Raw genomic sequence first — 13072 nt, 5'->3', positions numbered from 1 at the left:
TTCGCGCAGCGACACGGCGACCGCAGCGAGGATGATGAGACCGCGAACGATCATCTGGTCGGAAACGGAAAGGCCCATCAGGATCAGGCCGTTGTTGAGCATGCCCATCATCAGCGAGCCGACGAGCGCGCCGATGATCGTACCCTTGCCACCGTTGAGCAGCGTGCCGCCGACGATGACAGCGGCAATCACCGTCATCAGGTCGGTCTCGCCGAGCGTGTACTTGGCGGCCTGCAGGCGGCCGGCGTAAAGCAGGCCGGCAAGGCCCGCGAGACCGCCGCTGATCATCAGCACGGTCAGACGGATGCGCGGCACGCTGATGCCGGAAACGCTTGCCGCCCGGCCGTTGTCGCCGGTCGCCAGCACGTGGGCGCCGAAGCGGGTCTCGCGGTAGATGATATGGCCGCAGACGACGGCGACGATCGTCCACCAGATCAACGAGGGAACACCGAGGAACGAACCCGAACCGAAGAAGCCGGTGAAGGTGCTGTCGGTCACCGGGATCGAGCGCAGGTTGGTCATCGAGCGGGAGACACCTGCGAAAAGCCCGAGTGTCGCGAGCGTCACCAGGAAGGACGGCAGCTTGACATAGGCGACAAGCACGCCGTTCAACAGCCCGATCAGGAGGCCCGCTCCAATACCGACGACGACACCGGCCGCGAGGCCATAGTCATTGACCGTCACAGCCGCTGCCAGCGCCGAGACGGCGACCGTCGAGCCGATCGAAAGATCGATCTCTCCGGCCGACATGACGAACACGAGGCCGATTGCCATGATCGTTACCGGCGCCGTCTGCAGCATGATGTTCGACAGGTTGCGAACGGTCAGGAAGCCGCTGTCCCGAAGCACGATGGCGAAGAACAGAAAGATCGCCAGGAAGCCGAGATAGACGACATACTGCTGCAGGTTGAGGCGTTGGACGAGGCTTGCCGGCTGGCTGCTCGCACTGGATTGGGCACTGGACATCATTCTTCCTCCGAAGGCAGGGGGACCAGTCCCCCTGCACTACGGCGCCGCGCGTCTCTCCAGACAAGCAAAGGTCGCCGTAGCACTATGAGAAGCTGCATGTTTTGTCCCAAATCGACGACGATCCGGGACGCATGCGGCGGGTATCATTTCATCACTTCATCGCATCCGCGATCGTCGCGGGCACGTCCTTGTTCAGGGACTTCTTCCAGCCATCGGCGACGGTCGCCTTGGTGACGGCAAGCGAATCGACCACCAGGAATGGCTCGGCCTTCTTGCCGACCAGCGAGCCTGCCGCGGCGCGCGCTGCGGTGACACCGATATTGTAGGCCTCATCGGCAACCAGTGCGGCGATGTTGCCGCCCTTGACCATGTCGAGTGCTGCCGGTTCGTTGAGGTCGAGCGTTACGATCTTGGTGTGGGTGTTGCCGGCGCCGCGCAGGGTCGAAAGCACACTCAGCGCCGGTTCCGCCCAGGTCACGTATATGCCGTCGAGATCCGGGTTCTGGGTGATCATCCCTTGCGCGATTTCTTCGCTGCGGGCGGGATCCGCCATGCCGGCCTCGGCGACGATCTTCATGTCAGGATAGTCCTGCTCGATCGTCGACTTGAAGGCGCCGTCGCGCTGGTTGGTCACGTAGAAATCGGCATCGTGATAGATGTAGCCGAGCTTGCCCTTGCCGCCGAGCGCATCGGCCATGGCGACGGCAGCCTTGTTGCCCATCTGGAAAAGGTCGTCGGAAACGATCGTCACATAATCCTTGCCATGCTCGTAGCCGGCCGGCGAATTGTCGACGAAGGCGAGCTTCACGCCGGCCGTGCGCGCCGGATCATAGACGACGGCAGCCGTCGCCGGATCGACCGGCAGCGACAGGATGATCGAGGGCTTCTTGGCAAGCACCGTCTCGACATCCGCCTTCTGGCGCGCGGCATCGAAGCCCGCGTCGGTCTGCGCGACGACCTCTACACCGAGCCGCTTGAACTCGTCGTGTGCGCCGCTGTTGACCGCATTGGTGTATTCGCTCATCTCGTGCCAGACGAGGGCTGCGGTAAACTTGCCGTCCTTGATCTGCTGCTCTTCAGCCGCTGTCAGCGTCAGGCTACCAGCCGGTGTCGGTGCCTCGCCGTGCGGACCCGTGGTCTTGCCGTCGGCCGCAAAGCCGGACGTCGCGGCAAACACCGTTGCCAGCAACGCGATGTGTCTCACTGCCCTGTGCATATCTGCCTCCCTTTTGGAATGATGCCGCCGGAAGCGTCCTCTCTCCCGGCGGCCATCGGTTTACTTGGCCGCGTCGAGCACCGACTGCGGGGCATCGCGGTTGAGCGACTGCTTCCAACCTTCGGCAACGTTCTCCTTGGTGACCGTCAGCGCCGGTGCGACGACAAAGGCCGGGGTCTGCTGCCCGAGCAGCGACTTCAGGCCGGCCGCTGCCATGGCGCGACCGAGCTCATAGGCCTTGTCGGCAACCAGTGCCGTGACGTTGCCGCCCTTGACCATGTCGAGCGCCACCGGTTCGGCGAGATCGAGGGTCACGATCTTGGTCTTGGTGTTGCCGCTCGAGCGAAGCGCCGAAAGCACGCCGTCGGCCGGCTCGGCCCAGGTCACATAGATGCCGTCAAGGTCAGGGTTTTGCAGCAGCATGGCGCTTGCCAGTTCCTCGGCACGGGCCGGATCGGAAATGCCCTGCTCGGCAACGATCTTGATGTTCGGATAGTCCTTCTCGATCGTCGACTTGAAGGCCTGGTCGCGCTGGTTGGTCACGTAGTAGGTCGCGTCATGGAAGATGTAGCCGACCTTGCCCTTGCCGCCGATTGCCTTTGCCAGCGCGTCGGCCGCCTGCTTGCCCATCTGGAAGAGATCGTCAGTGACGATCGAGGCGTAATCCGTGCCCTGCTTGTAGCCGTTCGGCAGGTTGGAGAGGAACACGAGCTTGCTGCCATCGGTGACGGCCTGGCGGAAGGCCTCGGCCGAGGTCACCGGATCGAGCGGCAGGGCCAGGATGACGTTCGGCTTGGCGGCGAGTGCGGTCTCGATGTCGCTCCGCTGGCGGGCAGCATCAAAGCCGGCATCCGTCGTTACTGCGATCTCGACGCCGGCGCGGGCAAACTCATCCTTGGCGCCGGCCGAAACGGCATTGGTGAAATCCGACGACGTGTGCCAGAGTAGCGCCGCCTTGTAGCCCTTGCCCTTGAGCGCGCCGATATCGGCGTCGGTCAGCGCCACGTCGGCACTCGGCGTCGCGGCCTCACCTGCCGGACCGACTGTCTGGGCATGAGCTGCACCTACGGCAAGCACGAAACCGCTGACGAGCGCAGCAGCCATCAAATTCTTCAGAAGCATTGTCGTTCTCCCTCTTGTTTGGCAGTTCAGTCCACGACGCCGCAGTAGCGGGCCATGAAGGCGGCAAAACCGACGACGCCGGCGAGGTATTCCTCAACCTCAACCCGCTCCTCGTAGGTATGGCAATTGCGGATATCTCCCGGCGCGCAATAGACGGCGGGTATGCCGAGGCGATTGACGAAGAACGGCGATTCCGACCAGAACGGCGCACCCTCGATCACACCGCGTCCTTCCATTGCTTCAGCCATGGACGCTGATAGCCGGCCAACTTCGGCCGCCGTCTCATCGATCTCGGCGGCCGTGCCGCCAAGCGCGTGGTCGCGGCCGGCCGGATAGGTAAATTCCACCGAGATCTCCGGATCGGTGATCGCCGAACGCACCGCCGCCTCAATCTCTGCCGCCGCCGTGTCCAGTGACTCGCCCGGCAGAAGCTTGCGGATCAGCGACAGGGTGCAGCGCTCGGGCACGGCGATGTATCCGCCGCCGGCGAGCCCGGTGATCAGGAGAAAACTGCGGCCGATCAGCTTGTGCTCGGCGCGCGCCGCAATCTCGTCGGAATGCTTCCAGAGCGCCGACATTGCCGCGTGGCTGGCGCGCAACGCATCCTTGCCGAGTTCCGGCACGCCGAAATAGGCCGATTTGCCGGTAATGGTGATGTCGGTGATGAAGAAACCGATCTGCGCCGGATAGACCGAAAGCCGCGTCGGCTCGACATAGACGACAAAATCCGGCCGCGCGATCTCGCCCGCCTCGATACGACCGACCAGATCCTTGATGCCGGCAGAGACGCCGGTCCCCGGCTGGCCGCTTTCCTCGTCGCCGATGAAGGCGAAGGCGACGTCGCCGGCGAGCTCGACGCCGGCCGTGTCGAGCAGTGACAGTGCCGCAAGCGACGAGCAGATGCCTGCCTTGAGGTCACCCGAGCCACGCCCCCACACCGCGCCGTCGATGATGGGTGCTGCGAAGGGATCCTCGCGCTCGGTGCCGGCCCAATGCTCGCGCCAACCATCGACATGCACCGTGTCCGTATGGCCGATGAACAGCAGCCGCGGCCCTTTGCCAACACCTTTCCGCTCTCCCCAGACATTCGGACGACCCGGCAGGAATTCTGCCGTCGTCAGCCCTTCCAGATTGAGACGCTGCATCGCCTCGGCGAGATAGGAAACGAAGTTCGCCTCGTTGCCGGTGATGCTCTCCCGTCCGATCGCGCCACGAAAAAGATCAATCGCCGCTTCCCGGTCGAGCGCGGAGCGCAAGCCTTCGACCAAACCATCCGTCGTCATCAGATTGCCTCCCGCAGTGCAGTGACGTTCGCTCGCGGCAGCGAGATGCGGCCGTCAGGCGCATCGACCCCGAAGAGCGTATTGTGCAGCTGGCCAAGCCCGATCGCCGCCGCGCCGATGATCGCGGCGCGCGCGCCGAGTTCGCCCGTCTCGACATTGACCGGATAGGGAAAGCACTGCGGCAGGAAGGCCTTCACCCGCGAAAGCATTTCGGGCCTAAGCCCTATCGATCCGCCGAGGATAACCTTTTGCGGGTTGGCAATTGCGGCAATCGCCGCGACGCCGGCCGCCAGGAACCGCGCCGTTTCGTCCAGCACCTTCAGCGCAGCCACGTCACCCGCTTCCGCGTTGGCAAAAATCGCAGGCACCGCGACGGTCTTGCCCGAAAGTGCCGCGTAACGCTCTGCCATGCCGTGCGAAGCGACGGCACGCTCGAAGGCACCGGTGCGCAGCGATTCCGCTTCGAACGGATCCGCGCCGAGCGGCAGGAAGCCCATTTCGCCAGCGGCATTGCTGACGCCCCGCACCAAATGGCCGCCGACCATCAGGCCACTGCCGACACCGGTGCCGAGCGCCACATAGGCAAGATTGTCGATCCCCTGCCCCTGGCCCAGCCAGTTCTCCCCGAGGACGGCAAGATTGACGTCGTTTTCGAGCATGGCGCCGAAACCGAGCACCTCCTCGAATGCACCGACGACATCCATGGTGTCAAAACCGGCAATGTTCGGTGCAAGCAGCACCCGGCCGGTCTCGCTACAAGGGGCACCGGGAACGCCGACCACCGCAAGCCGGATCTTCTCACGGGCAATCTTCTGCCGGTCGGCCGCCTCAAAGGCCATGGCGGCGATCTGCTCGACGACGAAGCGGCCGCCGCGCGGATCGGTCGGTGCGGTATCCTCGGCGAAGATCTGGCAGGCGAGATCGGTGATCGCCACGCGCACCTTCGTGCCGCCGAGATCGACGGCGATGATGAAGGCCGCGTCGCAGACGAGTTCGTAGGTGACGGCCGTGCGTCCGACATGGCCGCTGGTGCGCCCGGTTTCCTGAACCCATCCCTCCTCTTCAAGCCCGCGAACGATTTCGGAAATGGTCTGCTTGGAAAGGCCGGTCTGCTTGGAGATCGACGCACGCGAAATCGGCCCGCCCTGGACGATCGCCTCCATGACGGAGCGCTGGGAGAACTTCCGGGAGATGCGCAAGCTGTCGTTCACGGGGACCTCTTTTAATTCGTTCTGTTACCGAACTTATTAACATCAGCGATCGCTGTCAATCTTGCCCGATGGGATTATCTTTCGTGCGAAATGCCCGATTTCCGACGAAACGCAGCGATGGTGATGACGCATTCGGATGCGTCGGGATTTCGGATATGCTAGGGAAATGCACATGGGCGCCGAAGGGCGCTTTCTCTCACGAAATCAGTGGCATGACCGTTCCGCTAGCCCTCGTTCCGCGATCTGCAGATTGCTCTGCTTTGGTCGTGCAGTTTGATGAGAATGTCGTAGACAGGCTGTAGTCGGCGCGTATCACGCCCTAATATCCGGCTTCCAAACCAACTAGGGTCGCAATCAATGGCAGAGTTTCCGCAAAAGGCGAAAGTCGTAATCATCGGGCTGGGTGGCATCGTCGGTGCCTCGATCGCGCACCACCTGATCGAACGCGGCTGGGACGATATCGTCGGCATCGACAAGTCCGGTGTGCCGACCGACATCGGCTCGACCGCGCATGCGTCGGACTTCTGCTACACCACCAGCCATGACTATCTGTCGGTCTGGACGACGCAGTATTCGATCGATTTCTTCGAGAAGATGGGCCACTACGCCCGCATCGGCGGCCTTGAAGTCGCGCGCACCGGCGATGACGTCTGGATGGAAGAGATCAAGCGCAAGCTTTCCTCCGCCAAGGCCTTCGGCACCCGCGCCCATTATGTCTCGCCGGCCGAAATCAAGCAGATGTTCCCGCTGATCGAGGAAGATCAGGTCATGGGCGGCATGTTCGATCCGGATGCCGGTCTCGTCATCCCGCGCTCGCAGACGGTTGCCGGCAAGCTCGTCGATGCGGCGGAAAAGTCCGGAAAACTGCAGGTCTTCGGCAACACGCCGGCCAAGTCGCTGATCGTCGAGAACGGCCGCATCAAGGGCGTCGTCACCCATCGCGGCACGATCATGGCCGACCACGTCATCGTCTGTGCCGGCATCTGGGGCCGCCTGATCGCCGAAATGGTCGGTGAGGATCTGCCGGTCATGCCCGTCGATCATCCGCTGACCTTCTTCGGCCCGTACAACGAGTTCGAAGGCACCGGCAAGGAAATCGGCTTCCCGCTTTTGCGCGACCAGGGCAACTCCGCCTATATGCGCGACACCGGCGACCCGAAGACCACCGAGGGCGGCCAGATCGAGTGGGGCTACTACGAGACCACCAATCCGCGCCTCTGCCATCCGCGCCACATTCTCGAAAAGCACGAGGCGCGCCTGTCGCCCTCGCAGCGCGACCTCGAGATGGAGCAGATCATCGAGCCGCTCGAGCGCGCCATGGAGCTGACGCCGATCCTCGGCGAACTTGGCTACAACGAGAGCCACTCCTTCAACGGCCTGCTGCAGGTATCGGCCGCCGGCGGCCCCTCCTGCGGCGAAAGCCAGAAGGTGCGCGGCCTCTGGTACTGCGTCGCCATCTGGGTGAAGGACGGCCCGGGATACGGCAAGCTGATCGCCGACTGGATGACCGACGGACGCACCGAGATCGACCATGCCTCGATCGACTACTCCCGCTTCTATCCGCACCAGCTCGAAGAAAAGTTCATCGAGGGCCGCTGCTTCGAAGCGGCCCAGAAGATCTATTATCCGGCCGTGCACACCCGCGAACCCTATGCCACCGGCCGCAACGTCAAGCGCTCGCCCTTCTACGAGCGTGAAAAGGAGCTCGGCGGCTACTTCATGGAGCTTGGCGGCTGGGAACGCGCCCACGGCTACGCCGCCAACGAACATCTGCTCGAAAAATACGGCGACCGCGTTCCGGTGCGCGAGAACGAATGGGACAGCCGCCACTTCTGGCGCGTTTCCAACGCCGAACACCTGGCGATGAGCGAGGATTGCGGCATCGTCAATCTCTCGCACTTCCACATGGTCGACATCGAAGGTCCTGACCATGTCGAGCTCTTGGAATGGCTCTGCGCCGCCAAGATCGGCGGCGACACCAACATCGGCAAGGGCATCTACACCCACTTCCTCGACGATGAGGGGATGGTGCGCGCCGACTTCACCGTCTTCCGCATGGCCGACCGCGGCCGCCTCGTCAACGGTGCCGATGCCGGCCCGCGCGACTTCCAGTACATGCGCCGGGTCGCCGAAGATCGCGGTCTCGACGTTACCATTACCGACGTCTCGGAGAAGTTCATCACCATCGGCATCTGGGGTCCGAACGCCCGCCAGACGCTGAAGAAGGTAGTTGCCGACCCAGCCGGCCTCGACATCGAGAACTTCGCCTTCGCGGCCATCAAACCGATCGAGATCGCCGGCAAGAAAGTGACCGCCTTCCGCATCTCCTATGTCGGCGAACAGGGCTGGGAACTGCACATGAAGTACGAGGACGGCCTTGCCGTCTGGGACGCCCTGCGCTCGACCGGCGTCATGGCCTTCGGTGTCGAAACCTATGCGAACTCGCGCCGCATGGAAAAGAGCCTGCGCCTGCAGAACGCCGACCTCCTCACCCAGTACAACCTGATCGAGGCCGATCTGGCCCGTCCGAAGGTCAAGGACGTGGACTTCCGCGGCAAGGCCAAGCATCTGGAATACAAGGCCCGCGAGCACCAGCCCGCCATGCTCTGCACCCTCGTGCTCACCGAGAACACCGACAGCAACGGCGTGAAGCGCTACCCGGTCGGCACCCTGCCGGTCATCGACCCGGAAACCGGAAACGTGCTGGTCGACGAACTCGGCCGTCGCTCCTACACCACCTCGATCGCCTATGGCCCGACAATCGGCAAGAACATCGCGCTCGCCTACCTGCCCTGGTCCCATTGCCAGGTCGGCCGCAAGCTCAACGTCGAGTACTTTGCCGAGACCTATCCGGTCGAAGTCGTCGGCGTCGGCTACAAGCCACTCTACGACCCCGAAAACCTGAAGCCGCGTAGCTAATAAATCGGCGCGTAGCGCTCAAAAAAGAAAGGCCCGCTCGGATCCGAACGGGCCTTTTTCATGTGCCCGGCTGGGCAAGGTTGAGATCAGGGCAGCACATGCCCCGCCGCGGTGAAGAGGCGGTACCAGTCCTCGCGCGAAAGCGTGATGCCGGCGCCCGGCGCAATGTCCGCCAGTCGCTCGGGGCTGGTCGTTCCCAGCACCACCTGGATGTTGGCCGGATGACGGGCAATCCAGGCATAGGCGATGGCCGACGGCGACACGGCGTACTTCGCCGACAGTTCGTCCAGCACCCGGTTGAGCTCCGGGAAGTTCTTTTCGTCGCCGACGAAAACGCCGCCGAAGAATCCCTGCTGGAACGGCGACCAGGCCTGCAGCGTCATCCGGTTGATCCGCGAATAAACGACCACTTCACCGTCGCGATCGATCGACTGCTCGAGACCCGCCATGTTGGCGGCAATGCCGAAGGCGACCGACGGCGCGTGCGCAATGCTGAGCTGGATCTGGTTGGCGACGAGCGGCTGGCGCACAGCCGTCTTCAGAAGATCGATCTGTCGCGGCGTGTGGTTCGAAACGCCGAAATGCCGGACCTTGCCGGCCTTGTGCAGTTGCTCGAACGCATCTGCCACCTCTTCCGGCTCCACCAGGGCATCCGGGCGGTGCAAAAGCAAGAGATCAAGATAGTCGGTCTTCAGCGCCGCAAGCGAGCGGTCAACGGATTGCAGGATGTGATCGCGCGAAAAGTCGAAGTAACCGCGGCGGATTCCGCATTTGCCCTGGATGACGATCTGTTCCCGCTCGGCTGGCTTCAGCCGCAGCGCATCGCCGAAGCGACGCTCGCAGGCGTGCAACTCGCCGCCATAGATATCGGCGTGGTCGAAGACATTGATACCGACGTCCCGCGCCTTGCCGTAGAGCCGGGCAACGGCGTCATCGCTGAGATCGGTGATCCGCATCAGGCCCAGAACGGCGGATGATACGGACAGGTCGGTTGTTCCCAGATTGAACTTTTTCATCGGCGTCACGCTCTCACGGTCAGTTTGGTTTCGAGGGGATCTTGCGTGCGCCGTCACACGAGAGGGCGCGAATCTCTGATCCCCAATCTCTACCAGCACGGAGAGGCTTGGCAAACGGCAGCCGATGCCGTGGGCGATTTGGGAACCGGCGGCGTCGTCGGTTCCCAACTTGCGCGCGCCGTCAGGCGGCCGACCGATAGCGCGTCGCCGGCTGCGACTGCGCAAAATTGGGCAGCATCGCCTGGCGTGCAGCGTCGAAGCTCGCCCACTGAGCCACATCCGGAAGCGGTGGGATGGTCACCAACTCTCGACGGCCGAAGCCGACCAAGGCCGCATCGACGAGGTCATCTACCTCCATCACCCCGGCAAGCGTGTTGACGTCGACGCCCGCATGGTCCCAGATTTCGGTGCGGGTCGCGGCTGGCAGGACCGCCTGAACATAGACGCCCTTGGCCGAAAGCTCGACATTGAGGCCCTGTGACAGGAACAGCACGAAGGCCTTGGTCGCGCCGTAGACGGTGGCGCTCATTTCCGGCGCAAGCCCGACGACGGACGCAACGTTGATGATCGCCCCCTCACCCGTTTCGGCAAAGCGGGCGGCCGCGGCATGCGCGAGCCTGGTGACGGCCGTCACGTTGAGCGCGATCAACTTGGAAATATCGTCGGCCTTCTGCTGAAGAAAGCCCCGGGGGATCGAGGTACCGGCATTGTTGATCAGCACGCCGATGCGGCTGTCCTCGCGCAGGCGCTGCGCGATGCCGGCAAGATCGCGTTCGTTCGTCAGGTCGGCCGGAACGACAGAAACATCGACACCGGTTTCGCTGCGAAGACGCGTCGCCAAGGCATCAAGGCGTTCCGCGTTGCGGGCGACCAAAACGAGATCGTGGCCACGTCGGGCAAATCGTTCCGCATAGACGGCGCCAATACCGGTGGAAGCACCGGTTACAAGGACTGCAGGTTTCTTGCTCATCGGTCATGCTCCTTTGATTTATTCATGATGTTCATCATGTATTTGGATATATGATGGACATCATGTATAATGTCAATGGGAATTTTAGGAGGCGGTGATGCGCGTGAGCCGGCAGCAAGTCGAGGAAAACAAGAAAACAATCCTGGAGGCTGCGGGGCGGTTGTTCCGCGAGCGTGGCTTTGACGCCGTCACGGTTACCGATGTCATGAAGTCCGCGGGCCTTACCCATGGCGGGTTCTACGGTTATTTTTCTTCCAAAGATGATCTGATCGCACAGACCCTGGCCGGACTGCGAAGCGAAACCGAGCCCCAGACGGCAGACCTCGCAACGGTCGCACAGCGCTACCTTTCACCGGAGCATCGCAACGATTTCGGCCACGGCTGTCCGCTCGCAGCCCTCGGCTCGGAGGTCAGTCGCCAGCCTCAGGCGGCGCGCGCAGAAATGTCAGCCTTCCTCGAACGACAGTTCAAGCGGTTGGGAAAGATCGCGCCCGGATCGGACGAAGGGCAACGTCGCCGTGCCGCAATCGCGACGTCGGCGACGATGATCGGCGCCCTCATTCTTGCAAGGATGACGGACGACCCGAAACTGTCGGACGAGATTCTCGACGAAACCCGCGCCTGGCTGGCGGCAGCAGATGAACACGCGGTGGAGGGAGCAGGCGTCCCGCAACCGAGGTCCCGCTCCAGCTCCTGACGCGTATCTCGGCTAAACGACGCAACCGAGACAGGTCTACCGCCGGTTGGCGTCACCGCGGATCGTCGTAGCAAGACCCGCTGCACGTTCTTGCCCGACACCGCCGTTGACGTCGCCGGTCCGCGCCGCCCGTCTCCGCGCCCCCGTGACCTGTGACCTGTGACCTGTGACCTGTGACCTGTGACGTGCCGTCAGACCCAGACCGACGTCAATCGGCACTATCGGGCGTCAATAACCTCGTCCTTCCAACCGAACTTCTTTGCCCACATTGCATTCCATTCCTGCAGCGATTGAGAAACGTTCCGGTATCTGCGATCGGCGATATCCAAAGCCTTGTTGGCCTCCTCCAACGCGCCGCCCTTGGCATTTGAGCGCCACTTGTGCGCCTCCCACAGCGCTTCGCTCGCCTCGCTGGCCACCTGCGCCAGATAGCCCCCGGAGGTATGACCGTCCTTGTCGGCGATATAGTGAAGCTGGTTCGGCGAATACTTCAGGTCGTAGCCAAGAACGATTTCTGTCTCGGCAAAACGCTTGCGGTTGCTGCGGACCGTCGCGGTCAGCGCATTGGCGATTGCCTCTTCGTGCTTCATGTCTGGCTTGTTCTGGAGTTCGGCTTCGATCCGGGCCGCCAGTGCGTCGCCGTTCTCTGCGATCAAGGCTTTCAACGTTTCCTTGACTTCGGGATCGCTTGACTTGAAGCGGTGGGAATTCAGAAACTCAAGCGCCATGCCGATAAAGCCGTCCGCCCGCGCTTTCATCTCGAGCAAGGTATTGCTGATGGCGCCGGCGGCTTGCGTCGCGGCCCTCCCCGGCTCCGCCGAGATCCCGTTTGCGGCTTTCAGAAGACCATCTGCGGAGTTGGCAGCACCTGCACTTGGTTCTGGCTCGACCGCCCGTCGAAGGATTTCAAGTGCGATGTTCGTCGTCGGCGAAATTGTCATCATGTCTCAACCTTCGTTGCGCGTAGCGCTCCTGCGCTCACGCCCCGGACTTTGCGCAAACAGCCTCATGCATTCACGGGAATCATTATAGAAAGCAACTATCGATTGCATTCATTAAGAAACCGGCAACGCGGAAGCGTTCGCTACAGGGCTGCGTTCGCGGTGAGGTGCCACTCCCCTCGCCGACTTACCTTTGAGCCTGTCACTGAACGTGCGACGGTGGTCTGTTCAAGACCGTTCGCGGACAGATCACTCCGCTTGGTCGCAGCTTGTCGTGGGGAGGAGTTTCCGCCGCTGGTCTATTCTGGCGCCTTAGAACGCCAAAAGGGCTCCGAGTTTCCTCGGAGCCCTTGGGTAGATTTGGTTGCGGGGGCAGGATTTGAACCTGCGGCCTTCAGGTTATGAGCCTGACGAGCTACCGGGCTGCTCCACCCCGCGTCCAGCGCAAATCCCTTTGGGATTTGTCGCGGTAACGCAAATCCTTGGATTTGCGGTTTCTGCCGAGCAAATTGCGAAGCGATTTGTCTCGCGTAAGGGACGCACTGCTTATTTCGGTCTAGCAAAACAAAAGGGCCGCTTGAGGGCGGCCCGTGTTCGGCTGGGCCGAGGGATGAAGAGAAGATGATTTGATCCGGATTTTCTTGCGTTTTGCAGACCTGGCAGCGACCTACTCTCCCGCGTCTTAAGACGAAGTACCATCGGCGCTGGGGCGTTTCACGGCCGTGTTC

Annotated in this window: 10 protein-coding genes and 1 tRNA gene; 2 read left to right on the top strand and 9 right to left on the bottom strand. The window is 62.5% G+C overall.

Annotation, left to right across the window (positions count from 1 at the left end; genetic code table 11):
- The 5 genes from VGO04_RS07400 to VGO04_RS07380 all read right to left on the bottom strand — a co-directional run.
- The coding region (locus tag VGO04_RS07400) for an ABC transporter permease (RefSeq protein ID WP_327495306.1) at nucleotides 1–966 on the bottom strand (966 nt) is incomplete at its 3' end.
- A 154-nt stretch (nucleotides 967–1120) separates the two neighbouring features.
- Nucleotides 1121–2185 (bottom strand): substrate-binding domain-containing protein, encoded by a 1065-nt coding sequence (locus VGO04_RS07395; protein WP_327495305.1) that lies wholly within the window; start codon nucleotides 2183–2185, stop codon nucleotides 1121–1123.
- A 60-nt stretch (nucleotides 2186–2245) separates the two neighbouring features.
- Nucleotides 2246–3307, bottom strand: a complete 1062-nt coding sequence (locus VGO04_RS07390) for a substrate-binding domain-containing protein (protein WP_327495304.1) — start codon at nucleotides 3305–3307, stop codon at nucleotides 2246–2248.
- 26 nt (nucleotides 3308–3333) lie between these two features.
- The gene (locus VGO04_RS07385) at nucleotides 3334–4590 is read right to left on the bottom strand and encodes a M20 family metallopeptidase (protein WP_327495303.1); all 1257 of its coding nucleotides are present in this window, start codon (nucleotides 4588–4590) and stop codon (nucleotides 3334–3336) included.
- A complete protein-coding gene (locus tag VGO04_RS07380) occupies nucleotides 4590–5801 on the bottom strand; it encodes an ROK family transcriptional regulator (RefSeq protein WP_327495302.1) in 1212 nt (403 codons plus the stop codon). Before VGO04_RS07380 ends, VGO04_RS07385 begins: the two co-directional genes overlap by 1 nt.
- Nucleotides 5802–6158: 357 nt before the next feature.
- Between VGO04_RS07380 and VGO04_RS07375 the strand changes: the two genes are divergently transcribed.
- Nucleotides 6159–8720: an FAD-dependent oxidoreductase gene (locus VGO04_RS07375; protein ID WP_327495301.1), complete on the top strand. Its 2562-nt coding sequence runs from the start codon at nucleotides 6159–6161 to the stop codon at nucleotides 8718–8720.
- 86 nt (nucleotides 8721–8806) lie between these two features.
- Here VGO04_RS07375 and VGO04_RS07370 read toward each other — a convergent pair whose 3' ends face one another.
- The gene (locus VGO04_RS07370) at nucleotides 8807–9736 is read right to left on the bottom strand and encodes an aldo/keto reductase (RefSeq protein WP_327495300.1); all 930 of its coding nucleotides are present in this window, start codon (nucleotides 9734–9736) and stop codon (nucleotides 8807–8809) included.
- Nucleotides 9737–9917: 181 nt separating this feature from the next.
- Nucleotides 9918–10706 (bottom strand): SDR family oxidoreductase, encoded by a 789-nt coding sequence (locus tag VGO04_RS07365; RefSeq protein WP_327495299.1) that lies wholly within the window; start codon nucleotides 10704–10706, stop codon nucleotides 9918–9920.
- 97 nt (nucleotides 10707–10803) lie between these two features.
- Between VGO04_RS07365 and VGO04_RS07360 the strand changes: the two genes are divergently transcribed.
- A complete protein-coding gene (locus VGO04_RS07360; RefSeq protein ID WP_327495298.1) occupies nucleotides 10804–11403 on the top strand; it encodes a helix-turn-helix domain-containing protein in 600 nt (199 codons plus the stop codon).
- Between the two features lie 218 nt (nucleotides 11404–11621).
- Here VGO04_RS07360 and VGO04_RS07355 read toward each other — a convergent pair whose 3' ends face one another.
- Both VGO04_RS07355 and VGO04_RS07350 read right to left on the bottom strand, forming a co-directional pair.
- A complete protein-coding gene (locus VGO04_RS07355; protein WP_327495297.1) occupies nucleotides 11622–12170 on the bottom strand; it encodes a hypothetical protein in 549 nt (182 codons plus the stop codon).
- A 535-nt stretch (nucleotides 12171–12705) separates the two neighbouring features.
- Nucleotides 12706–12782 (bottom strand) — tRNA-Met (locus VGO04_RS07350).
- Between the last annotated feature and the right edge of the window lie 290 nt (nucleotides 12783–13072).

The sequence above is a fragment of the Ensifer sp. genome (genome assembly GCF_035999185.1).
In the GTDB taxonomy this organism is placed as follows: Bacteria; Pseudomonadota; Alphaproteobacteria; order Rhizobiales; family Rhizobiaceae; genus Ensifer.
This window is presented reverse-complemented; position numbering and strand designations above follow the sequence as displayed.

Coding starts and splice junctions, on each gene's coding strand:
- VGO04_RS07395 (WP_327495305.1), bottom strand. CDS start 2,185: ATGCACAGGGCAGTGAGACACATCGCGTTGCTGGCAACGGTGTTTGCC.
- VGO04_RS07390 (WP_327495304.1), bottom strand. CDS start 3,307: ATGCTTCTGAAGAATTTGATGGCTGCTGCGCTCGTCAGCGGTTTCGTG.
- VGO04_RS07385 (WP_327495303.1), bottom strand. CDS start 4,590: ATGACGACGGATGGTTTGGTCGAAGGCTTGCGCTCCGCGCTCGACCGG.
- VGO04_RS07375 (WP_327495301.1), top strand. CDS start 6,159: ATGGCAGAGTTTCCGCAAAAGGCGAAAGTCGTAATCATCGGGCTGGGT.
- VGO04_RS07370 (WP_327495300.1), bottom strand. CDS start 9,736: ATGAAAAAGTTCAATCTGGGAACAACCGACCTGTCCGTATCATCCGCC.
- VGO04_RS07365 (WP_327495299.1), bottom strand. CDS start 10,706: ATGAGCAAGAAACCTGCAGTCCTTGTAACCGGTGCTTCCACCGGTATT.
- VGO04_RS07360 (WP_327495298.1), top strand. CDS start 10,804: ATGCGCGTGAGCCGGCAGCAAGTCGAGGAAAACAAGAAAACAATCCTG.